The sequence below is a fragment of the Aquimonas voraii genome, from assembly GCF_900101825.1.
GTDB lineage: Bacteria > Pseudomonadota > Gammaproteobacteria > Xanthomonadales > Xanthomonadaceae > Aquimonas > Aquimonas voraii.
On the sequence record NZ_FNAG01000001.1, the window covers coordinates 172040 to 194731 of the forward strand.

18 protein-coding genes and 3 tRNA genes are annotated in these 22692 nt (G+C 68.3%); 16 read left to right on the forward strand and 5 right to left on the reverse strand.

Translation table 11 applies throughout. The features are described 5' to 3' along the window. Positions 1-115 precede the first annotated feature (115 nt). From lon to BLP83_RS00720, 4 genes are all read left to right on the forward strand, one after another. On the forward strand, positions 116-2623 hold the full coding sequence (gene lon, locus BLP83_RS00705; protein WP_091237628.1) for an endopeptidase La: 2508 nt from the start codon (positions 116-118) through the stop codon (positions 2621-2623). Positions 2624-2671: 48 nt separating this feature from the next. Next, positions 2672-2746, forward strand: a tRNA-Val gene (locus BLP83_RS00710). Positions 2747-2824: 78 nt separating this feature from the next. Next, positions 2825-2901, forward strand: a tRNA-Asp gene (locus tag BLP83_RS00715). Positions 2902-2987: 86 nt separating this feature from the next. Further along, on the forward strand, positions 2988-4901 hold the full coding sequence (locus tag BLP83_RS00720; protein ID WP_091237629.1) for a SurA N-terminal domain-containing protein: 1914 nt from the start codon (positions 2988-2990) through the stop codon (positions 4899-4901). A gap of 149 nt (positions 4902-5050) precedes the next feature. On the opposite strand, the gene BLP83_RS00725 is transcribed toward BLP83_RS00720, so the two are convergent. The 3 genes from BLP83_RS00725 to gloB all read right to left on the reverse strand — a co-directional run bounded on the left by BLP83_RS00725 (position 5051) and on the right by gloB (position 8144). Beyond that, positions 5051-5839, reverse strand: coding sequence for an enoyl-ACP reductase FabI (locus tag BLP83_RS00725; RefSeq protein ID WP_091237631.1), 789 nt, complete (start codon positions 5837-5839; stop codon positions 5051-5053). A 311-nt stretch (positions 5840-6150) separates the two neighbouring features. Next, entirely contained in the window at positions 6151-7023 is an 873-nt protein-coding gene (locus tag BLP83_RS00730; RefSeq protein WP_176763946.1) for a lytic transglycosylase domain-containing protein, read from the reverse strand. A 356-nt stretch (positions 7024-7379) separates the two neighbouring features. Next, positions 7380-8144 carry a hydroxyacylglutathione hydrolase gene (gene gloB / locus BLP83_RS00735; protein ID WP_091239356.1) on the reverse strand — a complete coding sequence of 255 codons (765 nt, stop codon included), beginning with the start codon at positions 8142-8144 and terminating at the stop codon, positions 7380-7382. Positions 8145-8160: 16 nt separating this feature from the next. Here gloB and BLP83_RS00740 point away from each other — a divergent pair, with 16 nt between their 5' ends. The 4 genes from BLP83_RS00740 (at position 8161) to BLP83_RS00755 (ending at position 12244) form a co-directional block, all read left to right on the forward strand. Beyond that, positions 8161-8898, forward strand: coding sequence for an alpha/beta fold hydrolase (locus tag BLP83_RS00740; protein WP_245679953.1), 738 nt, complete (start codon positions 8161-8163; stop codon positions 8896-8898). Between the two features lie 208 nt (positions 8899-9106). Further along, positions 9107-9676 carry a glycine zipper 2TM domain-containing protein gene (locus BLP83_RS00745; protein WP_143006507.1) on the forward strand — a complete coding sequence of 190 codons (570 nt, stop codon included), beginning with the start codon at positions 9107-9109 and terminating at the stop codon, positions 9674-9676. A 105-nt stretch (positions 9677-9781) separates the two neighbouring features. After that, positions 9782-11437 (forward strand): amidohydrolase, encoded by a 1656-nt coding sequence (locus BLP83_RS00750; protein WP_091239358.1) that lies wholly within the window; start codon positions 9782-9784, stop codon positions 11435-11437. Between the two features lie 102 nt (positions 11438-11539). After that, a complete protein-coding gene (locus tag BLP83_RS00755; RefSeq protein ID WP_218121160.1) occupies positions 11540-12244 on the forward strand; it encodes a DUF2062 domain-containing protein in 705 nt (234 codons plus the stop codon). Here BLP83_RS00755 and BLP83_RS19335 read toward each other — a convergent pair. Continuing rightward, the gene (locus BLP83_RS19335) at positions 12226-12681 is read right to left on the reverse strand and encodes a M15 family metallopeptidase (RefSeq protein WP_425388951.1); all 456 of its coding nucleotides are present in this window, start codon (positions 12679-12681) and stop codon (positions 12226-12228) included. The genes BLP83_RS00755 and BLP83_RS19335 overlap by 19 nt on opposite strands. A 139-nt stretch (positions 12682-12820) precedes the next feature. Here BLP83_RS19335 and BLP83_RS00765 point away from each other — a divergent pair, with 139 nt between their 5' ends. The 6 genes from BLP83_RS00765 to BLP83_RS00790 all read left to right on the forward strand — a co-directional run bounded on the left by BLP83_RS00765 (position 12821) and on the right by BLP83_RS00790 (position 20308). After that, positions 12821-15202 (forward strand): hypothetical protein, encoded by a 2382-nt coding sequence (locus BLP83_RS00765; RefSeq protein ID WP_245679963.1) that lies wholly within the window; start codon positions 12821-12823, stop codon positions 15200-15202. A 71-nt stretch (positions 15203-15273) separates the two neighbouring features. Next, complete coding sequence (locus BLP83_RS00770; RefSeq protein ID WP_091237644.1) at positions 15274-17400, forward strand: RelA/SpoT family protein; 2127 nt, start codon at positions 15274-15276, stop codon at positions 17398-17400. Positions 17401-17458: 58 nt separating this feature from the next. Further along, entirely contained in the window at positions 17459-18139 is a 681-nt protein-coding gene (locus BLP83_RS00775) for a hypothetical protein (RefSeq protein WP_218121161.1), read from the forward strand. Then, positions 18136-18582 carry a ribonuclease HI gene (gene rnhA / locus BLP83_RS00780; protein WP_091237650.1) on the forward strand — a complete coding sequence of 149 codons (447 nt, stop codon included), beginning with the start codon at positions 18136-18138 and terminating at the stop codon, positions 18580-18582. The genes BLP83_RS00775 and rnhA overlap by 4 nt, the downstream gene beginning before the upstream one ends. Then, on the forward strand, positions 18579-19286 hold the full coding sequence (dnaQ, locus tag BLP83_RS00785; protein WP_091237653.1) for a DNA polymerase III subunit epsilon: 708 nt from the start codon (positions 18579-18581) through the stop codon (positions 19284-19286). Before rnhA ends, dnaQ begins: the two co-directional genes overlap by 4 nt. Then, the gene (locus tag BLP83_RS00790; protein WP_176763948.1) at positions 19283-20308 is read left to right on the forward strand and encodes a serine/threonine-protein kinase; all 1026 of its coding nucleotides are present in this window, start codon (positions 19283-19285) and stop codon (positions 20306-20308) included. Before dnaQ ends, BLP83_RS00790 begins: the two co-directional genes overlap by 4 nt. A 14-nt stretch (positions 20309-20322) precedes the next feature. Here BLP83_RS00790 and BLP83_RS00795 read toward each other — a convergent pair whose 3' ends face one another. Next, on the reverse strand, positions 20323-21555 hold the full coding sequence (locus BLP83_RS00795) for a M12 family metallo-peptidase (RefSeq protein WP_091237659.1): 1233 nt from the start codon (positions 21553-21555) through the stop codon (positions 20323-20325). A 343-nt stretch (positions 21556-21898) separates the two neighbouring features. Here BLP83_RS00795 and BLP83_RS00800 point away from each other — a divergent pair, with 343 nt between their 5' ends. Together BLP83_RS00800 and BLP83_RS00805 are read left to right on the forward strand one after the other, a co-directional pair. After that, positions 21899-22231 (forward strand): winged helix DNA-binding protein, encoded by a 333-nt coding sequence (locus tag BLP83_RS00800; protein ID WP_091237663.1) that lies wholly within the window; start codon positions 21899-21901, stop codon positions 22229-22231. Positions 22232-22588: 357 nt separating this feature from the next. Continuing rightward, a tRNA-Ser gene (locus BLP83_RS00805) sits at positions 22589-22678 on the forward strand. Positions 22679-22692: the final 14 nt, after the last annotated feature.

The following is a 22692-nucleotide window of genomic DNA, read 5'->3' on the forward strand; positions in this document are numbered from 1 at the left end:
CTCGGGGCGGCTGCCGGCGACTGGGGGCCGCCCTTGCAAGGCGCCGCTTCGCCCGCATGTGTCAGTCCAGTGGGCCGCGTGCGCTGTCGCCGACGGCCGTCCAAAGGAGAATTCCATGAGCGATGTTCCTGCACCCGCGCGCGTCGAGTTGCCCGTGCTTCCGCTGCGCGACGTCGTCGTCTATCCACACATGGTCATCCCGCTGTTTGTCGGCCGCGAGAAGTCGATGCTGGCGCTCGAAGCCGCCATGGCCAGCGATAAACAGATATTGCTGGTGGCCCAGAAGGCAGCCGATATCGACGACCCGACGCCCGGCGACCTCTATGGCATGGGCACGCTCGCGCACGTGCTGCAGCTGCTCAAGCTGCCCGACGGCACGGTCAAGGTTCTGGTTGAAGGTGTTGCGCGCGCGCGCGTCGAGCATGTCGAGCAGCGCGAGGGCGCCCTGTATGCGCGCGCCGAAGTGGTCGATTCCGTCCGCGACCGCGATGCCCGCGAGCTCGGCGTGATCCAGCAGTCGCTGCTGTCGCAGTTTGAGCAGTATGTGAAGTCGAATCGCAAGATCCCGCCGGAACTGCTGTCCACGCTGGGCGGCATAGACGACAGTTGCAGGCTGGCCGATACCATCGCCGCGCATCTCGGCGTGCGCCTGTCGGAGAAGCAGAACCTGCTGGAGGCTTTGGAGATCGGCCGCCGCATGGAGCTGCTGATCGGCCTGGTTGAGGGCGAGATCGACGTCCAGCAGATCGAGAAGCGCATCCGCGGGCGGGTCAAGTCGCAGATGGAGAAAAGCCAGCGCGAGTACTACCTCAACGAGCAGATGAAGGCCATCCAGAAGGAGCTGGGTGAGCTGGATGACGCGCCGAACGAGATCGAGGAGATCACCCGCAAGATCGCCGCCGCCGGCATGCCGAAGGAGGTGGAGGCCAAGGCGCGCGCCGAGCTGAACAAACTGAAGCAGATGTCGCCGATGTCGGCCGAGGCGACTGTTGTCCGCAACTACATCGACTGGATGGTCGGCGCGCCCTGGAAGCTCCGCACCCGCGTGCGGCGCGACCTGCGCAGCGCCCAGCAGGTGCTGGACGCCGATCACTACGGTCTCGAAAAGGTCAAGGAGCGCATCCTCGAGTACCTCGCCGTGCAGCAGCGCGTGCGCACCATGAAGGCGCCGATCCTCTGCCTCGTCGGCCCACCCGGCGTGGGCAAGACCTCGCTGGGTCAGTCGATCGCCAAGGCCACCAACCGCAAGTTCGTGCGCATGAGCCTCGGCGGCGTGCGCGACGAAGCCGAGATCCGCGGCCACCGTCGCACCTACATCGGCTCCATGCCCGGCCGCATCATCCAGAACCTGTCGAAGGTGAAGAGCCGCAATCCGCTGTTCGTGCTTGACGAGATCGACAAGATGAGCATGGACTTTCGCGGCGATCCCAGCTCCGCGCTGCTCGAGGTGCTGGATCCCGAGCAGAACAGCGCCTTTGCCGACCACTACCTCGAGGTCGACTTCGACCTGTCCGAGGTGATGTTCGTCGCGACCGCGAACTCGCTGAACATTCCGGGCCCGCTGCTGGACCGCATGGAGGTCATCCGCATCCCCGGCTATACCGAGGACGAAAAGCTCAGCATCGCCCAGCGCTACCTGCTGCCGAAGCAGATCAAGGCCAATGGCCTGAAGCCGTCCGAGCTGAGCGTGGATGTCGAAGCCCTGCGCGCGGTGGTCCGCTACTACACGCGCGAATCGGGCGTGCGCAATCTCGAGCGCGAGATCTCGAAGATCTGCCGAAAGGTGGTGAAGGCCCTGCTGCTGCAGCCCGCCCAGCCCAAGGCGGCGCCGGCCAAGGCGGGCAAGGCCCGCAAGCTGCCGAAGCTGCGACCGGCCAAGGAGGGCGTCCGCGTCACCGTCGACAACCTCGCCGAGTACCTCGGCGTGCGTCGCTTCGACTTCGGCCGCGCCGAGAAGGACAACGAGATCGGCCTCGTCACCGGCCTCGCCTGGACCGAGGTCGGCGGCGACCTGCTGCAGATCGAAGCGACGGTGGTGCCGGGAAAGGGCAACCTCATCCACACCGGCCAGCTGGGTGATGTGATGCAGGAGTCGATCAAGGCCGCGCAGAGCGTGGTGCGTTCGCGCGCCGATCGCCTGGGGCTCGACCCTGAGTTCTACCAGAAGCTCGACATCCACGTGCATGTGCCGGAGGGCGCCACCCCAAAGGACGGCCCGAGCGCAGGCATCGCGATGTGCACCGCGCTGGTCTCGGTGCTGACGCGCGTGCCGATCCGCTCAGATGTCGCCATGACCGGCGAGATCACCCTGCGCGGTCGGGTGCTGCCAATCGGTGGGCTCAAGGAGAAGCTGTTGGCGGCCCTGCGTGGCGGCGTGCGCACCGTGGTGATCCCGGAGGAAAACGCCAAGGACCTCGCCGACATTCCGGCCAATGTCACTGAAGGCTTGGAGATTCGTCCGGTGCGCTGGATCGACGAGGTGCTGGACATCGCCCTCGAGCGTCCAGTGGCCGCGCCGGCCAAGCCCGCGGGTGCGCTCGCGCGCGCTTCGCGCAAGTCGGCCAAGGTCGCCAAGCCGGTGGCGCGCCGCCGGGTGAGCGAAAAGGCGCGACGACCGCACTGATCGGGCTTTGCAGAGGCGAATGGATGCTGTATGCTGCCGGACTTTCCCGGGTGCTTAGCTCAGTGGTAGAGCGTCTCCCTTACAAGGAGAGGGTCGGGGGTTCGAAACCCTCAGCACCCACCACAGCTGAAGCATCCGGACGCTGTCGAAAAAAGTAGTAGACAGCAGTAAAGTTGACCAGCATAATGCTGGGCTTAGCGCGGAGTGGTAGTTCAGTCGGTTAGAATACCGGCCTGTCACGCCGGGGGTCGCGGGTTCGAGTCCCGTCCACTCCGCCATCTTTTCAAGGGCGCCCGCGTGGCGCCCTTGTTTTTTTCCGGGTACGGATGTCCCGTGCCCGCCACCCGAGCACGGTCGAATTCGCATGCTGCAGACACTGCGTGAGAAAACCACCGGCTGGGTCGCCGCCGTCATCGTCGGTGCACTCGCCATCCCCTTCGCCTTCGTGGGCATCGAGAACTATCGCTCCCAGTCGATCGCGGACTACGTCGCCAAAGTGGGCGATATCGAGATCACCCGGGATGACTTCACGCGCCGGTTCGAGTCCTATGTGCAGCGCGCCCAGCAGATGATGGGCGAGTCCTTCCAGCGTTCGCTGGTGGACACGCCGGAGGCGCGGCGCCAGGTGCTCGACCAGATGATTGACGAGGCGCTGTACCGCACCGCCGCCACGCAGATGGGGCTGAAGGTCACGCCTGAGCGTCTGCAGGACGAGATCAAGTCCATCCCTGCTCTGCAGGTTGCCGGCCAGTTCAGCCCTGAGCTCTACCGCGACCTGCTGGCGCGCGAGCGCCTCACGGCCGCGGGCCTGGAGCAGATCCTCGCGCGCGAGATCGAGGCCTCCTTCCTGCCCGAGGGGCTCACGCGCAGCGCGCTGGCGACCGCCGACTATGTTGATGGCTTCCTCACCCTGCGCGACCAGAAGCGCAGCTTCAACTACGTCGAACTGCCAGCGCCCGCACTTGCGGAAGCGCCCGATGAGCAGGTGCTTCGTGCCCACTATGACGAGAACGCAGACCGCTACCGCAGCGAAGAGACCGTCAGCATCGAGTACATCGCCCTCGACCCGGCATCGCTCAGCGTGAGCGAAGAGGTCAGCGACGAAAGCCTGCGCGAGCTGTACGCCCAGGCCGGTCGCCGTTTCGTCGAGCCAGAGCAGCGTCTCGCCTCCCACATCCTGTTCCGAGTGCCCGCGAATGCGGATGCTGCAACCGAAGCCGAGGCCTTGTCCAAGGCCGAGGCCGCACTGCAGCGCGCCCGGGCGGAGGGTGCCGACTTTGCGGCGCTGGCGACAGAGCTTTCGGAGGATCCGGGTTCGCGCAACAGCGGCGGTGATCTTGGCTGGTTGGAGCGCGGCTTCACCGACCCCGCCTTCGAGGAAGCGCTGTTCGCCTTGGGTGCCGGCACCATCAGCGAGCCCGTCAAGTCGGCCGAAGGCTGGCATGTCATCCAGCTGCGCGAGGTGCGTGCTGAAGTCGCCAAGCCTTTCGAGGATGTGCGCGAAGAGCTTCGGAACGAATACATGGCGGCCGAGCGCGAGCGCCAGCTCAACGACCTGGCCGGGCGCTTGGTCGACCTGCTGCTGAAAGATCCCACCGCGCTGGACGCCACCGCCACTGAGCTGGGCCTGGAGCTGAAGACCACTGGCCCGTTTACCCGCAATGCCGGCGTGGATGCGATCAGCAACGAAGCGAAGGTCCGCGAGGCCGCATTTTCCGCAACCGTGCTCGAGGACCGGCTGGTCAGCGACATGATCGAGCTGCCCTCCGGTCAGCGCGTGGCGTTGCGCGTGACTGAGCATGCGCCCTCCGAAGTCCTGCCCTTCGACGACGTTCGCGTGCGCGTCCTCGCCGAAGTCAGCGAGGCGCGCCTGGCCGAACAGGCACGTGCCGAGGCGGATGCCATGGTCGCCCAGCTGAAGGCGGGCGAGACGACGCTCGAGGCGATTGCCGAAACGCGCGGCCTCGAACTCAAGTCCGCTGATGCGCTGGGCCGTAACGCCTTCACCGTGAATCCCACGCTGCTGCAGCAGGTTTTCCGCATGTCTGCGCCGGCCGCGGAAAGCCCCACCTGGGGGCAGTTCGACATCGGTGGTGCGAGCCACGCCCTGGTCCAGCTGACCAGCGTGCAGCCGGGCGACCCGGCGGCAGTTCCACAGGCGGAACGCGATGCGCTGCGCGAGCAGGTGAGCCAGGCCTTGGGCGACGCCGAAGCGCGTGCGCTGGCGGCTGCGCTGCGTCAGCGCACTCCGATCGTGCTGGCTGAAGATCGCCTCTGAGATCCCGCGACAGCTGACTTCACGACAAAGGCCCGCGCAAGCGGGCCTTTGTCATTGAGTCCGTGTCGGGAGTGAACCGAATGTCATCCGCTGGGCCGTCGAGCAACAGGCCTCAGCGGATGACGAGGAGCGCCAGCGGCGGACTGCGCTCAGACGTCGATGCCGGTCATGCCCAGCACGTTGTAGCCACAGTCGACATAGGTCACCTCGCCAGTGACGCCCGCGGCCAGGTCGGAGCACAGGAAGGCGGCGACATTGCCGACATCCTCGATGGTGACATTGCGGCGCAGCGGCGCATGCTCGGCCACATGGCTCAGCATCTTGCGCAGGCTGCCCACGCCGGAGGCCGCCAGCGTCTTGATTGGCCCGGCCGACACTGCGTTGACGCGGGTGCCTTCGGGGCCGAGGTTCAGCGCGAGATAGCGAACGCAGGCTTCCAAGCTGGCCTTGGCCAGGCCCATCACGTTGTAGTTCGCCAGGGCGCGTTCGGCGCCCAAATAGCTCAGGGTCAGGATGCTGCCGTTGCGCCCCTGCATCAGTGGGCGCGCGGCCTTGGCAAGGGCGGCCAGGCTGTAGCTCGAAATGTCGTGGGCGATGCGGAAGTTCTCGCGGGTCAGGTTGTCGAGGAACTGACCGTCAAGGGCTTCGCGCGGTGCGAAGCCGACCGAGTGCACCAGCACGTCGAGATGGCCCCAGCGCTGGCCGAGATCGGCCATCACCGCATCGATCTCGGCGTCCGAGGCGACATCGCAGGGCAGCACCGGACCGCCGCCGAACTCGGCTGCCGCTTCTTCGACGCGCGAGCGAAGCTTCTCGTTCTGGTAGGTGAAAGCCAGTTCCGCGCCCTGCTTGTGCATGGCCTCGGCGATGCCCCAGGCGATCGAGCGCTGGCTGGCAATGCCGACGATCAGCGCGCGCTTGCCCTGCATGAATCCCATAGTTCCTCCTGCGTTGCGATGAAGCTGGCCGAATCGGCGGACTGCCGTTGACACAGCGGAGTGGGTGGCGCTCGCCGGTGTCGACGAATACGCGTGCGTATGCAGCTACACAAGGCAGTGCAGACACGCAAGTGTGCACGTTGAAGCGCGTGATCGCCACGCCGGCAGAGGCAAAGTCTTGCGTACGGCAGAGTACTGGGGAGCCAATGCAGCCCGGGACATCAGCGAGTTCGCCGGGCCTGATCAGACGACCGTTTCCGGAGAGCATTTGCTGCGTACCGGAACGGTCGCCGCATGCTCGGCGCAGCCGGTCAGCGCGAGCGTGCGGAGGTTCCCGCAGTCGCCGGCTCGAGGCGAAGCACCTGGCCGATGCGCAGCACCGATTTCGCGCCCAAGCCATTCCAACGCTGCAGCTCGGTCACGCTGAGCCCATGGCGGCGGGCGATCACCGACAGCGTGTCGCCGGACACGACCGTGTGCAGGCGCGGCTCGGGCAACGGAATCTCGCCGCGCTTGACGCGATCCATGAACGCGATCAGTTCGGCCGCCGCGTTCTCGGGCAACAGCAGGTCCTTGTCGCCGCGCGCGGGGGCCGCAAGGCGCAACAGGGGATTCAGGCTACGGAGTGCTTCGGCGTTCAATCCCGAAGCCTCGCTGAGCAGATCAAGGCGCTGCATGCGCGGCGGCGTGGTGACACGCGTGAGGGGCTCGAAGCTGTCGGCATCAGGAAGAGCGATGCCGAACCGCTCAGGCTCGCTGAGCATGCAGGCCCATGCCTTCAACTTTTCGACGTACTCGTAGGTGCCACGCGCCAGGCCCTGCGGCAGCTGGCCCGGCGGCGGCGGCGCATCGAGCCGCTCCAGCAGTTTGCGCACGCGAAAGGCCCCCGCGTTGTAGCCGGCCGCTGCCAGCACCCAGTCGCCGTGCTCGGCCTGCAGTTGCCCGAGGTGTTGAAGCGCAGCCTCGGTCGCGTCCACCACGGACAGGCGCTCGTCGCGCTCGCCATTCACGCTGAGGCCGAAATGGCGCGCCGTATTGGCGGTGAATTGCCACATGCCCGCGGGTCCGGCGGGCGATCGGGCCTGCGGTCGGTAACTGCTCTCAATGATCGGGATCAGGGCGAACTCGCCGGGCAGACCGGCGGCCTCGACCTGGTCCAGCACATAGTCCAGCAAGGGCAGCATGGGAGCGATCCGCGCACCGAAGCGCTCGGGGCGCGGTGCATACAGACGTACCCACTGAGCCTGGCGACCGTCCTCCGCGCAGTGGTCGGATCCCAACTGGGCGCGCAGGCGCTCGAATACATCCGGCGGCGGCGGTGTGGGTGGCGGAGGTTCTGGTGGCGGGGCGGGCATCGCTTCCAGTGCGGGCATCGGCGCCGCGGGCGGTTCGGCGGGTGCTGGCGGCTCGGGGCGGATCGGCGCCTGGCAGCCTGTCAAGGCAAGCATCAGCAACAGCGCCAGCGGGCGAATGCCGAACGGAAGTGCACGCGCCGCGGAGACGGCGCGTCCAAGCTCCGGAAGCGTGGCAGGGTGTCGCATCACCGGAATTCGTCCTTCCAGCGGCGCAACGCGGCGAACACCTCGGTCGCTGCCGACAGCGCGTGTCCGCACCATGCCTCCGCCGCGGCGCGGATTTCCGGGCGATGCACGCGCAGGAACGGGTTGCAGGCGAGCTCGCTGGCCAGCGATACGGGCAGGCTTGGACGGCCCGCGCGCCGTGCATTCGCGATGGCCTCGGCGCGAATACGCAGGGCCCTGTTATCGGGGTCTACGGTCTGCGCGAAACGTGCGTTCGCCGCACTGTACTCGTGTGTGCAGCACACCAGGGTCTCGGCTGGCAGGGCGGCAAGACGCTGCAGCGAGGCGTGCATCTGCTCGGCATCGCCCTCGAAGAGCCGGCCGCAGCCCAGGCTGAACAGCGTATCTCCGCAGAACAGGTGGCCGCCCGCGAAGTAGCTCACGTGCGAGCGCGTGTGGCCGGGTGTCGCTATCACTTCTATCGACGCCGGCCAGCCATCCAGCCTGAGCGCTTCGCCGTTGCCGACGTGGCGCAGTTCGCCGGGGATCCGGGGATCGGCAGGCGCGAAGCAGGGCAGGCCCAGTCTGCGCTGGAGCTCGACGATGCCGCCGGTGTGATCGGCATGGTGATGGGTGATGAGGATGGCCGCGAGTTCGAGTCCACGTTCCACTTCGGCCAGCACCACACCTGCATCGCCCGGGTCGACGACAATGGCGCCCGCCTCGGGCACATGCAGCAGCCAGAGGTAGTTGTCATCAAAGGCGGACAGGGCGGAAACCGTGATCAAGCAGGCGCAGGGTGTGCTGGGGGGCGCAGAGTCTGGCAGATGCCAATCGGCGGCGCATGACGCGCTGCCCACCGCGCTTGCCTTGCATGGCGCTGGCGGTGGCGCCTGGGAATGGGCCTGCTGGGCGCGGGCCTGGTCGGCTCTGGGCGGTCGCTTCGTGGCGGCCGACTTCAGTCGTGCGGCCGCTGAATCGAGCGCTTGCATGCAGGACCTGGTGGCCGCGCTGGAGCTTGAGCATCACGATCAGAAGGGTTGCGTGCTGATCGGCGCCAGCTTCGGGGGGCTGCTGGCCTCTGCCCTGGCGCGACGGCTGCAGGCGCGCGCGCTGGTGCTATTGAATCCCTTGCCGCCTGCGCCCTTCCAGCCGCCGCCGCAGGGGGGCGGCGACTCCGCGCAGTCTTCGCTGCTGCGGCGCTGGGGGCTGGATGCGCGCCTCGCCGGCACGCAGGCAGCCCTGCCGGAGCTTCGCGGCGGTGAGGCCCTGCTGGCGTTCCGGCGTTGGCGCGATTTCTCCGGCGCGCTGCTCGCCGAGGCGCAGTCGGGATACCGCGTCGAGCCGCCCGACTGTCCCTTGCTGGTGGTTCAGTCCGAGCAGGACGAGGTCATTGATCCGCGCGCAGTCGAGGCCATGGTGACCCGGTGGCGCGCTTCGCATCTGCGCCTGCGCGGTTCGCACGTGTCGCCGCTGCTGGGCAATGGATGGTGGGCGAGCTTCGAGGGCGTCCGCGCCTGGCTCGCCGCGCTCGACTGACGTCGGTTCTTGGCGAACGCGGCCGATACGCGGTGGAGGGCGTTCGGAGGACAGGCTCCGTCCCTTGGCTGGGCACCGCGTTCAGGGCCCGCTTGCCTAGCCCGATCCGGGCTGAACGCGAGCTGCGAAGTTCAGAACCGATTAAGTCCGGCGAACCTAGCGTCCTTCGCGCCGGGGCATCCCGGTCTTGAGCAGCGTGGAGTTCGTCATGAAGCGTGCAGGCCTGCGTTCCTTCTCCCTTGTTGCCGCGGCGCTCGCGCTGAGCTGCGCGGGCGTGGCTTCGGCGGGCGGTCGTGACTACGGTCCGGCCTATGACTACGCCCGGGTCGTCGAGGTGCGTCCGATCATCGAGAGCTACCGCGAGCCGGTGCGCAGCGAGCAGTGCTGGAGCGAGCCCGTCACCTATCGTGAGCCGGATCGCTACGTGCGAGGGTCGCGCGACCGCGCCCCGGCGATTCTGGGGGGCATCATCGGTGGCGCCATTGGCAACCAGTTCGGCAGCGGCAGCGGGCGAGACGCCGCGACCCTCGCCGGTGCCGCCTTGGGCTATGCCGCGGTGCGCGACTCGCAGCGGCATCGCGGTGGCTACATCGAAGGCCGCGAGTACACCCGCTACGAGGACCGCTGCCGGGTGGTGACCGATTACCGTCGCGACGAGCGCGTGGTCGGGTATGACGTCGCCTATCGCTACCGTGGACGTACCCATTGGACACGCACCGACTACCACCCCGGTGACCGCATCCGGGTCGAGGTCGATGTGCGTCCCGTGCCTTACTGATCTCACTTGACGCTTCAAGCATCAGGCCGCGCAGCGATGTGCGGCTTGTTGCTTTTCAGGGCCTGCGGCACAGTGGCCGCCACCGCGATCAACCGAGCCCGCCGCATGCCGCTTCGTGCCTCCCTTGCTTTGTTGGCCCTTGCCGCCGCCGCTGCGGCGTCTGCCGAGACCACCCTGCTGGTGGATGCGCGCATCCACACGCTCGACCAATCGCGCCCGCTGGTGGAAGCGATGGCCTGGGACGCCGAGGGCCGGCTGCTGGCGCTCGGCGAGGCCGCGGCGCTTCGCGAGCAGTACCGCGGCGCACGCGAGATCGACCTTGGCGGGCAGACAGTCGTGCCCGGCCTGATCGACGCCCATGGGCATCTGATGAACCTCGGCCATGCACTGCTGCGCGCCGATCTGATGGGCGCCACCAGCAAGGCCGAGATCGTCGAGCGTCTCAAGTCGCACGCGCGCGACCTGCCGCAGGGCGCTTGGCTGCTGGGGCGCGGCTGGGACCAGACGCTGTGGCCCGAGGCGGAGTTCCCCACCGCGGCTGACCTGGATGCGCATTTCCCGGATCGCCCGGTCTGGCTGGAGCGCGTGGATGGGCATGCTGGCTGGGGCAATTCGCTGGCGCTCTCGGCCTCGAAGCGCGATCTGTCCGGCGACTGGCAGCCTGAGGGTGGGCGCATTCTTCGCGACGCCTCCGGCCAGCCGACCGGCGTGTTCATTGACAGTGCGGAGCGCTTCATCGTCGAACAGATACCGGCGCCGTCCGCGGAGGTCGATGCCTTGGCCCTGGAGCGCGCGCTGGCCGAAGCCGTCAAATTCGGCCTGACCGGCGTGCACGATGCCGGCGTATCGCTCAAGCAGCTCGGGCTGTATCGGCGCTTCGCCGACAGCGGTCGTCTGCCGCTGCGCATCCACGCGATGGCGAACGGCGATGCCGAGGCGCTGGATGCGCTGTGCGCTATGGGGCATTACCGGCATCCGTCCGGGCGCCTGCAGATGCGCACGGTCAAGCTCTACATCGACGGCGCGCTGGGCAGCCGCGGCGCTGCCCTGCTCGCCGACTACAGCGACGAGCCCGGCAACCGTGGCCTGCTGTTCGCCGAACCGCCGGCCTTCGAGAAGATCCTGCGCAAGGCCTATGACTGCGGCGCACAGGTGGCGGCGCATGCGATCGGTGACCGCGGCAATCGGGTGGTGCTGGACGGCATGCAGCGGGTGTTGGGCGAGGCCTCAGCCAGCGACCATCGCTGGCGCATCGAGCATGCCCAGGTGGTCGCTCTTTCCGACATCCCCCGTTTCGCCCAGCTCGGCGTGATCGCTTCGATGCAGCCAACCCACGCCACCAGCGACATGCGCTGGGCGCAGGCGCGACTGGGCGAGGATCGCCTCGCCGGGGCCTATGCCTGGCGCCGCATGAAGGAGTCCGGCGCCGTGCTGGCGCTGGGCTCGGATTTCCCCGTGGAGTTGGTGGATCCGTTGCTTGGGCTGCATGCGGCGGCGACCCGACAGGACGCACGCGGCTGGCCCGAGGGCGGCTGGATCGCCAGCCAGAAACTCAGCCTGATGGAGGCCCTGCGCGGTTTCACTCTCGACGCGGCGCGCGCTGGTTTCGCCGAAACCGAGGTCGGCAGCCTGGAGCCCGGCAAGCGTGCCGATTTCGTGGTGCTCTCACGTGCGCTTGAGGACCTCGCACCCGCCGACATCCTGGAGCTGCGCGTGCAGTCGACCTGGATCGACGGTGAGCGTGTCTACCCTGCGCGCTGACCCGAGCGCGCTCGATCGAGACGCCTTCGGCGCGTCCCGTCCCGGACGCGCAGGACTGGCGTCAGCGGATCGTGGTGCCGCTCCTGGCCGGGGGATGTGCCCGTGAGGCGGCGGCTGCGCCGCTGGCTACCCAGTGCGGACAAGGTCCGCTCGGCGCGCTGGGCGCGCTGGATGGGCCGTGGCATCCAGCATCCGCGTCTGTGGCAGCTCAGCCGCAGAGGCATCGCTCAAGGTGTCGCCATCGGCGTGTTCTATGGGCTGCTGCTGCCCTTCGGCCAGATTCCTCTGGCTGGCATCACCGCCATTCTGCTGCGCGGCAACGTGCCGGTGGCCATGGCCAGCACCTTCATCAGCAATCCCGTGACCTTCCCGCTGATCTACTACTTCGCCTACAAGCTCGGGCTCGCGCTGATGGGAGGCGATCCTGCGGTGGTTGAACTCGCCGGGCCGTGGCCGGACCCCCTGCTGATCGAGTCGCAGATTGCCCAAGCCGAGAGCCAGGGGTGGTTGGCCGCGGGCTGGGCCTATCTGGACTCCTTGGGCAAGCCGCTGCTGCTGGGCTTGGTGGTCATGGCAGTCGGTGGCAGCCTGTTCGCGCATCTGCTCATGAACCAGGCCTGGCGCGTGAGCGCCCGCATCGCCTGGCGACGTCGCCTTGACGAGCGAAGCGCGCGCCGTGCCGCGCAGGCCTTCGAGCAGGCGCTGCGGGCGCGCGAGGTCCCGCCGCATGCTGGCAGCGATGAGGTCTCCGAGGGCGCCGGCGATCCGATCGCCGGCGCCGCCGCGCCTCAGTCGCCGCCGCGCTGACGCAGGCTTCCGCGGGCTGGCGGATGCCAGCACCAGTGCCAGGGCTCGTAGACGATGCCGAACGGATTGCCGCGCGGGTAGCTCAAGCGGAAGCCGAAGTGCCCCGCCTTGGTCTGCAGCCAGGCGAAGGCCGGCGTGTGCTCGAAGCTCACTTCGGCCGGCGGTTCGCCCGGGCAGCTCATATCGAGGGCCCGCCCGCTGTGGTGTTCGGATTCGCCCGGTGCGGCATTGATCGCGAGGATCTGCTCGATGCCCAGCCCGCGCTTCAGCTTGCGGCGGATGATCGCCGCTTGGTACTCGACGCTTCGGAAGCCCGAAATCGCCTCCAGCCGGATGCCCTCACGGGCGGCTGCGCGCTGCATGGCCAGCCAAGCGCGGCCAGCTTCGGCGCTCAGCCACAGGGGGCGGCCGTAGCGATCCTTCCCGGCCTGCCGCATCGTCGCGGGTTCCGCGTGCGAGGGCAGCGACGCGCGCGTCAGCTTGCGCAGGCCCAAGGCGTGCTGCAGTCGTCGCGCCGCCTGCGCGTCCCGCGCCGGCAGGGCGCGCCCGAGTGACCGATGCGGTCGCGTCGCTTCCGTGGGCAGCCACTGGACGATCCTGCCGTCACGCCGATCGCGCAACGCCCAGGTCGCGCACGAACGCTGGCGCCAGGACCGGTTGCCCTTGGGCTGTACGCAACTCGCGGGGAGCAGCTCGAAGCGCCCCGCGTTGACCTGGATGGAGGAACGGTATGGGCGCCGAATTGCTGCAGCCAAGGCCCGCAAATACCGCATCGGCAGCCCGAGGCTCACCAATAAGGGCAAGGGCAGGGCGGGGGAGGGCGGCTTGGAGGGCATCGTCGGAATCTCACTGGAACTGAACGCGGGCACCACGCAGGCTGAACGGACAGCCCCGCGGCGTCCATCTCGTGACGGGCGGCAGGGGCGACGGGTAGAAGCGGCTGGAGGCGACGTCTATCATGCGGCAACGCTTCGTCCGGTTGCTTCCCCCAAGATGATCAGGTCCTACATGACTCGTTCGATAATTCTTCTTCCTTTCGCTGCGTTTTCGTTTGCCTCGCTCTCCACCCCGCTGTACGCCCAGTCCCTCGGTCTTGCCAAGGGCGAGGTGGAAGCATCCTTCTGCACTACGGGCGCAGCGCCCGGCACCACCTCGCCCGGCAACGGGGGCTACGGGCTGTTCCAGGCAGGCAGCCTGTACTTCGCAGATCTCGTGCCCGGCACGCCTGCGCCACCGCCCTGCCAGTGGGCGACGCCTGCGCGCCTGCGCTTGGACCTGCCCCAGCTGCCAGGTCTGGGAGACGTTCGCCTCAACCTCAGCACCGGCCTCAGCCTGACCACGCTCGACGGTGACGACCGCCGGGTGGTTGGATCCACGCTCAGCCCGGTGATCTGCACAAGCTTTCTGGACATCGCCAACCTGCCGAGTGGCCTGGCGCTGAGCAGCCTCTTCGCTCTGGAACTGACCAACGGTGGCGGCCAGAGGCTCGGCTCCGCCTGCACGGTCTCGCAGGCGCCCACGGCGCCGGAGCGCTGCCTTTGGGGCGTGAGCGGCCTGGCGCTTCAGTATGGACAAGGCACGGCAGCCAGCCGCATCTCCGCTTCGCTCGCCAGTGCGCCCACTGGCAGCCCCTACCTGCAGTGTTATGACGCGACCTCCGCTAACGTCGCCCTGGCGCCTGCGCCGGGCGGGGCCGACGGGGTCTTTCACGACGGCTTCGAGAGTCCCGTACCCGATGTGCGCGTGCAGTTCTTTGCCGATGCTGCGGGCCAGCAGCCCATCGAACAGCTGGTGCACGTCGTCGGCTTCCCGGCCGAGTACTACGTGCAGGTCAGCAACCGCTCCGCACTCCCCCTGACGGGCGTCCGCCTGCGCGAGTTCCTGCCCACCTCCGGCGGCAGCCTGTCGCCGGCCGTGACCCCGGTCGCTTGCGAAGAGGTTGCCGGCGCCGCGCCGGTGGCCTGCGCGGGTCCGACCCTCGATCAGGCGATTGACCTTGCGGGCAATGCGACGCGGACCTTCCGCCTGCAGCGCCAGATCGGCGGCTCGGTTGCGATCGAACCCGAAACCGGCGCCCTGCTGGCCGTGGCGGCCTTCGTCGACCCGGCGCAGGGCAACGACGCGCTGCCCGCCGACAATGCGCGTTCGCTGCGCCTTGGCACCATTCTCAACAATCCGCCCACCATCGATTGCCAAGGATTGCCGGCTTCGGGCGCGCCGCTGAGCGCAACCGTCAATTTCCTGGAAACCGACACCGCCCCCCGCAGTTTCGACTGCGCCGTGGCGGACAGCGATGGCGTGCAGAGCTTCGCGATTGTCCAGAACGGCAACCCCGGCACTTCGCCGGTGACCGGCGCGCTCAGCGGCGGCCCAGGCAACTGGACCCTCACGCTGACACGCGAACCGAGTCAGATCGGCTCCACCACGCTCCGCCTCGAAGCCACGGATGCCTTGGGCGGCGTGCGCGTGCTGAACGTGGTAGTGAATGTGACTGATGTGAATTCGGCGCCGAGCTTCACCCTGCTGACAGATGAGATCCGACTGTCGCCCACTGGCGGACTGCCGCGAGATGCCACCGGTCAGCCCATCGATTCGCCGAACGTGGTCCGTGGCGGCAACTGCCCGAGCCTTGATGTGTGCTCCCTGACTTTCCCGGACTTCCTCCGCAATCGCTCCGTCGGCGTGCAGCCGGAGTCTCCCGGGCAGCAGCTGCAGGCGAGCATCAGCTGCGCGCCGCATTCGACCGGCGTCAATCCCTTCGAGGTTGTCCCCAGCATCACGCCGAGCAGCCCGCAGTCGGCGGATCAGCCCTTTGGCTTCGCCCTGACCTATCGCAAGTCGAACTTTGATCCCGCGCCAAGCCCCGCGGTTGAAGTGTTCTGCACGATCACGGTGACTGACACGGGCTCGCCGACCCTGAACGCTCAGCAGACGCTGCGGATCGTCTACAACAACTGATCGCCATTCGCCCAGAACAGCTGAACGCCGGAGCTTGCTCCGGCGTTTGCTTTTGAAGTCCACTGTCGCGCATGAGCAAGCCCGTACCCTCCAGCCCGGCCGAGTGGCTGCGCCAGCGTGCGCCCCAGAATTCCGCGCTGCCTGCTGATGTGGCGGCATGGGTGGAGGCGACCGGCGTCGCCGCGTCCGAGCAGGGAGTATTGACCGACAGTCTTGGCCTGCTCGATCGCCTCGGTGCCGATGCCGACACCCTGCAGGCGGCGCTGCTCTATGCCGCGGGGCCGGAGCTTGAAGCCAAGCCGCCGTGGCCGCTGTCGGCCTCGGTGCGCACTCTGCTGGAGGGCCTGCACGAGGCTGAGAAGGTGTGGGCGCTGTGGGGCGAGCGCGGCGCCCGCAGCAGCGCCGAGGGCCTGCGCCGCCTGCTGCTGGCGATCATTCGCGATCTGCGCGTTGTGCTGATCCTGCTGGCGCGTCAGCTGGCGAAGATGCGCGCTGCCGGCGAGGTGGATGAGGAGGCGAGACGCAGGCTCGCCCAGCTGAGCGCCGACATCCACGCGCCGCTGGCCAACCGGCTGGGCATCTGGCAGCTGAAGTGGGAGCTGGAGGACCTCGCCTTCCGCTACCTGCAGCCCGACACCTACCGGCGCATCGCCAAACTGCTCGATGAAAAGCGCGGCGACCGCGAGCGCTTCATCGAGGATGCAAAGGCGCGACTGCGCGCCGCGCTGGCCGAGGCCGGCATCCGCGCCGAAGTGGCTGGTCGGCCCAAGCACATCTACAGCATCTGGAAAAAGATGCAGCGCAAGGACGTGCCGTTCTCGGATCTCTACGACATCCGCGCAGTGCGCGTGCTGGTCGATGACCTCACCGCCTGCTACGCCGCGCTCGGTGTGGCGCACAGCCTGTGGACGCCGATCGCTTCCGAGTTCGACGACTACATCGCCAACCCCAAGGGCAACAACTACCGCAGCCTGCATACGGCCGTGGTCGGGCCCGAGGGTAAGACGCTGGAGATCCAGATCCGCACCCACGAGATGCACCAGCATGCCGAGCTGGGCGTGGCGGCGCACTGGCGCTACAAGGAGGGCGGCGGCAGCGACGCCGAGTTCGAACGCAAGATCGCGTGGATGCGCCAGCTGCTCGAAGGCAAGGAGGGCGAGGAGGACACCGCGCTGCTCGCCGGATTGTCGACTGAGCTGATCGAAGACCGCGTCTACCTGCTGACACCGCAGGGGCAGGTCATCGATCTGCCGCGCGGCGGCACCGTGCTCGACTTCGCCTACCACGTACACACCGAGGTCGGGCATCGCTGCCGCGGCGCCAAGGTCAACGGCCGCATCGTCCCGCTGACTTATGCGCCGCGCTCGGGCGACCGCGTCGAGATCCTCACCGGCAAGGTGTCCGAGCCGCGCCGAGACTGGCTGCTGCAGGGTGCGGGCTATCTCATCTCCGGCCGCGCCCGCGACAAGGTGCGCGCCTGGTTCCACAAGCTCGATCAGGCCCGCAACCTGCAGGAAGGTCGCGAGGTGCTGGACAAGGAACTCAAGCGCCTGGCCCTGCACCAGCTGGACCTCAACCTGGTGCTGCCGAAGTTCCGCCTGCCGCGGATCGAGGACCTCTATTTCGCGGTGGCGCTGGGCGACCTGAGCCCCAGCCAGGTCGCGCGCGCTCTCCACGAGGTCAGCAGCCCGAAGCAGGAGCCCGAAGCGCCGAAGCCGCTGATCTCGGCGGCCAAGCCGCCCAAGCCCGACCGCGGGCTCACCATCGAGGGCGTGGGCAACCTGCTGACCCAGCTCGCGCGCTGCTGCCAGCCGGTGGCGGGCGATCCCATCGTCGGCTTTCTCACCCGCGGCCGTGGGGTCAGCATCCACCGCGAGGATTGCCCCTCAATGCAGCATCTGGCCGCGCGCCATCCCGAGCGCGTGCTGCCGGTGGAGTGGGGCCGCCGCGGCGGCCAGAGCTACCAGGTCGACGTGCTGGTGCGTGCCATCGACCGCAAATGGCTGCTGAAAGACCTCACCAACGTGATCGGCGTGGCCAACGCCTATGTGCTGGGCGTGAACAGCCGGATGGACCCCGAGACCTCCAAGGCCGAACTCCGTTTTTCGCTGCGCGTCAACGACTTCCAGCAGCTCGGCGAGCTGCTGGGCAAGCTGGCCGCGGTGCCCGGGGTCAGCGAGGTGCGGCGCACGCCCTGAGCCCGGCCGCCCCAGGCAACGCTGCCATGGCGGCGACGATTCGCAGACAATGGCGGCGATGCCCGCGCTGCCCGCTGCCTCTGTGACGCCTTCGCTCGACTGGTTCGCCAGCGCGGCAGGCGCGCGCCTGCTGGCCTGCGAGGCGCCGGGCCTGCAGGAGTTCGGCAGCCGCTGCGTGGGCTGTCGCGCGCTGCTGCTCTGCGGCAGCCGTGCCAGCGGATTTGCGCTGGATCTCGAGGGCCCGCGCGCCGCTGTCTCCTTGGGCTTCGATGCACGCAGCGGTGCGCTCGCCGGCCCTTTGCGCGCGGACATCGACGGCCTGCCGTTCTGCCGCGAAAGCTTCGGCCTGATCCTCGCCTGGCACCTGCCCGCGCAGATGGCGTTCGAGCACTTCGATTTCGCCGAGGCCGCCGAATTGCTGCAGCCGGAAGGTGAGCTGGTGCTGGTGGGCCTGAACGGGCTGTCGGCCTGGCGCCTGCACTGGCAGCGCTATGGCCTGCGGCCGCTGCAGGTGAGCAGTGTGCGGCAGCGCGCGCAGGCCGCCGGCTTCGAGCTGCGCGCGGTGCGTGGTCTCGGCCCGCGCTGGCCCTGGGCCTTGGGTGACGAACCCGGCCCGGCAGTGCTGCAGTCGACCACGCTGTGCGCCAGCCTGCTGCTGCAGTTCAAGCGCCGCCGCCACGGCCTCACCCCGCTGCCTGCGCGCCGCGCGCTGGCGGCCGCACGATTGGGAGCTCCATGAAAGAGGTTGAGATCTACACCGACGGCGCCTGCCTCGGAAACCCCGGCCCAGGCGGCTGGGGCGCTCTGCTGCGCCACGGCGCGCACGAGAAGGAGCTGGCCGGCGGCGAGCCCGCCACCACCAACAACCGCATGGAGCTGCTGGCTGCGATTCGCGCGCTCGAGGCGCTGCGCGAGCCATGCCGGGTGGTGCTGCACACCGACTCGCAGTACGTGCAGAAAGGCATCAGCGAGTGGATCGGCGGCTGGCAGCGGCGCGGCTGGAAGACCGCCGATGGCAAGCCGGTCAAGAACGACGATCTGTGGCGGGCGCTGCTGGTGGCGCAGAAGTCGCACAAGGTCGACTGGCGCTGGGTGAGAGGGCACTCCGGCCACGTCGAGAACGAGCGCGTCGACCAACTCGCCCGCGAGGCCGCGCTGCGCATCAAGGAGAAGGCCGCATGAGGCAGGTTGTGCTGGACACAGAAACCACCGGCATGCCGGTCGAGCGCGGCCATCGCATCATCGAAATCGGCGCGGTCGAAATCATCAACCGGCGGCTGACGGGCCGTACCTTCCACCACTACATCCACCCCGAGCGCGAGATCGACGAGGGCGCGCAGGCGGTCCACGGCATCAGCCTGGAGTTCCTTGAAGGCAAGCCGCGCTTCGCCGGCATCGCCGACGAACTGATCGAATTCCTGCGCGGCGCCGAGCTGATCGCCCACAACGCGGCCTTCGACGTGGGTTTCCTGAACGCCGAGCTGGCGCGCCTGCCGAACACCCCCAGCGTGCGTGACCTCGCGATCGTGACCGACACGCTGGCGATGGCGCGCGAGCGCTATCCGGGCCAGCGCAACAGCCTGGACGCGCTGTGCAAGCGCCTCGGCGTGGACAACGGCCACCGCAACCTGCACGGCGCGCTGCTCGACGCCGAGCTGCTGGCCGATGTCTACCTCGCGATGACCTCGGGTCAGACCGATCTGGGCCTCGCGGTCGCCGCCGAGAGCGCGGCCGCGGCCAGCGCGCGCCGGGTCAGCTTCGACCCGGGCCAGCTGCGCGTGGTCGCCGCCAGCGAGGACGATCTGCAGGCGCACCGCGCCTGGGTCGACAAGCTGCGCGGCGCCAGCGGTGGCCGCAGCCTGTGGCCGGAGGCCGCCGAGGCGTGAGCCGCGAGCTGCCCCGCCTGCCGGCCGACAGCCCGCGAGAGGTCGCGGGCTTCCGCATCCAGCGTCTCCTGGGCGGCGGCAGCAGTGCGCGGGTCTATCTGGCCGAGCATCCCCTGCGCCATCGGCCGGTGGCGGTGAAGCTGATCCGCGCCGATCTGGAAGCCGACGAGGATGGGCTGGAGGAACTGCTGGCGGCGGTGCGGCGCGCCCGTGGCCTGCGCCATCCGCACCTGGAGCGGGTCATCGAAGTGCAGCGCGGCGCCGAGGGCGTGCAGATCGTCAGCGAGTACCTGCCGGGCGGCAGCCTGCGCCAGCGTCTGGAGAAGGCCGGCTCGCTGCCCGCTCTGCAGGCCCTGGTGATCCTGAAACAGGTGCTGTCGGCGCTGTCGGCCCTGCACCAGCGCGGCCTCGTGCATCGCGATGTGAAGCCCGGCAACGTGCTGTTCGACACCGAGGGGCGCGCGGTGCTGGTCGATTTCGGCCTGCTGCAGCCGATCCGCGAAGCGGAGGCGCCGGGACCTGCCGACAGCGTGCTCGCGCCCGCGCTTGGCGCGGGCTCCTCGCGTGCCGGCCAGATCGCCGGCACCGCGGCCTACATGGCGCCGGAACAGGCGCGCGGCGAAGCGGTTGATGCGCGTGCCGACCTCTACAGCCTCGGGGTGATGGCCTTCGAACTGCTGAGCGGCCGTCTGCCCTACCGCAGCGAGGACCCGCTGACCCTGGCCGAACTGCACGAGCGCGCGCCGCTGCCGGAACTGCCGCGCGCGGTCGACTGGCTGCAGCCCTTGATCGACGCACTGCTGGCCAAGCGACCCGACGATCGCCTGGATTCCGCGCAGGCGGTGCTGCAGGTCATCGAAACCCTGGTGCTGGCCGAGCCCGCAGCAGCCGACATCGCGCCGCGCACGACCTCGCGCCTGCTGCGCGCGCCACGTCCTCCGCGTGCATGGCGTAGACGCCTGATGGCCCTTTCGGCGCTCGCAGCCGCACTTGCGGCCGCATGGGTGCTGCTCGCCCGGTAGCGGAAGCCCAAGCCCTACGGCACTTCGAAGCCGTTGCGGAACACTGCGCCCGGCACAACCACCGGCTGGAAGCAGGCGGCCTGTTGGATACGTGGTTCGATCGAGGTCCGCGCGCAGGGCGAGAAGGTGCTGGAGCCGTTCAGGCTCGGGCTCATCAGCCAGCTGCCGGTCTGCGATTCGCAAACGCTGCCGCTCTGGCCGTCGTGGCTGGCGCCGAAGTTGTGCCCCATCTCATGGGCAATGGTCAGCGCGGTGGTGGTGTTGGCGGCGCGGACCTGGTTGATGCCGTAGCCGAATGAGGTGCTGCAAAGCACCGAGAGATAGGCCACGCCCACCGTATTGCCGTCGAAGTCCTTGCCGCTGAAGAGGTGGTTCAGGCCGCCCTTGGGGATGTTGCTGCCCGCACCGCTCGTCATATAGGTGCGGAAGCGCGTCAGCAGCGTATCGCTGCCGCTGACCACGGTCGTGTTGAGCGTGCCGTTGTCGCTCAGATGGCGCAGCGTGCCAACGACGATGCGGGTCTGGAACTGATCGCTGTAGATGCCATCGACGACGTTGATGCGCGAGGCCACGACGGCATCGCGGTTGCCGCCGTGCACGCTGCCGAACTCGGTGTCGGTCACCACGGTGACCGCGAGCTGGCGCACCGGGCTGCCGAGCTTCCCGGGGCCAGCGGCCGCCCCACGCAGGTGGCGCGCGAAGTTCTCGTAGCTGGTGCGGGCAGAGCCTGTCTTCAGTGGGTAGCCCGGCACCGCGACCACGTCGTCGACGAGGCCGGGCAATTCGACGTCGCGCAGGCGATAGGCGAGTAGCGTGTCCGCCGAGGCCGGGGCGCGCTTCACCAGACTGGCGGCCAGGGTGTCGGCGCGGTCCAGCAGCACCAGCTCCGTGCCGTCGAAGTAGGCACCGGAGTAGCGGCCATCGATCAGTGACAAGCGCAGCCAGCTGCCTTCGATGCCTTCGATCTCGCCCTCGTAATGCGTGCCGAGCGCATCGATGGAGGCGCGCGATTGCGGCGGTAGCGCAGCCAGCAGGGCGTGGTTCTCGCGCAGACGCAGCTGCAGGGTCTGGCCTTCGATCTGCAGGTTGAGGCGATCCTGAGCGCGGCGGTCGGTTTCGAGCCGGGCTTCGGCATGGGCAAGGATGCGGGCTTCGGTCTCGGCAAGGGCCGCGCCGAGCGGCAGCGACAGCGCGAGGCCGGCCAGCAGCCGGCGCAGCGTGGGGCGGAAGTCTGAAGCGGAACGCATAGCCTGACCAAATGCAAAAAACTGTGCCAAGTCTAGGCCGGGCCGGCGTTTTGGCGAGTGAACAGGTTCACCAAACGCTGGATCCGCCAGGCGGATCCAGCCGCGAGAGCCGGCCGTTCCCAACGCGCAGCCGGCCGCTTGCGATCCCTCGCAGCGTCCACGCCGGGGCTCTGCCTGCACTGGTCTCACCTGTGCCGGCCACGCAAGCAATGACTACAATTCGCGCCCCGCAGAGCGATAGCCGAGAGCAACGCTGACGCCGAACACGAGTCTGCTTGCCCTCGCGTCATCGATCTGCAGCCAGCGCAATGGCCTTGGGTGGACAGCACCAGAAGTCTGCAAGATGAGCACGATAGCGAAGCACTCAACGATCACTCGTTTTCTTATGCAGGTTCGCAGGAAGATTGATAACGACATGCCCCTGCAGCGTCTGCAGGCGTTCTTGCTGATCGCGAGTCGAGGAGACGCCGGGACCAATCACGCGACACTCATCCATGAACTCGAGTTGTCGCGCTCGCAGGCGTCGAAGGTGGTGGCGGACCTGACCGAGCTTACGAGCCGGAAGGAGCCAGGCCCTGGGCTCGTTGAGTCGGTTCCTGATCCGATGAACATGCGAACCCGAATCGTCAAACTGACTCCGAAGGGGCGGCAGGTCTACGAGCAGTGCTTGTCTTGAAGAGTGGAATTGGCACGGTGTGCCAGGTTCGAAGATGCGAAGTGCAAACTTGAGGGGCAGGCCCATGGAGCGCGCAATGTCCCTGCTCGGTTTTGGCGGGCGCATCGCATTCTGAAGCTTGGCTTGCGCCGAAGGGCGGGTCTCCTGCAGGATGCGATCCCCTTCGCCCCGCACCCCTGTGCGGTGTGGCGGGACGGCGTTTCAGCCCGAGGGGTGATGCGCCGATGGCACCCGCTGCGCCGAGGGATCATTGGTGCAGTATCGGCAGGAAAGGCCGGCAGCGGCTGGCAGAAACTGGACAAGAATCAATCTTCATGGCGCCCCCGGGGCGCCGGATAAGCGGCAGCGAAGCGGCCCGGAGGGATGGCCGAGCGGTTTAAGGCACCGGTCTTGAAAACCGGCGTGGCAGCGATGTCACCGTGGGTTCGAATCCCACTCCCTCCGCCATCCGATCGCCGCGA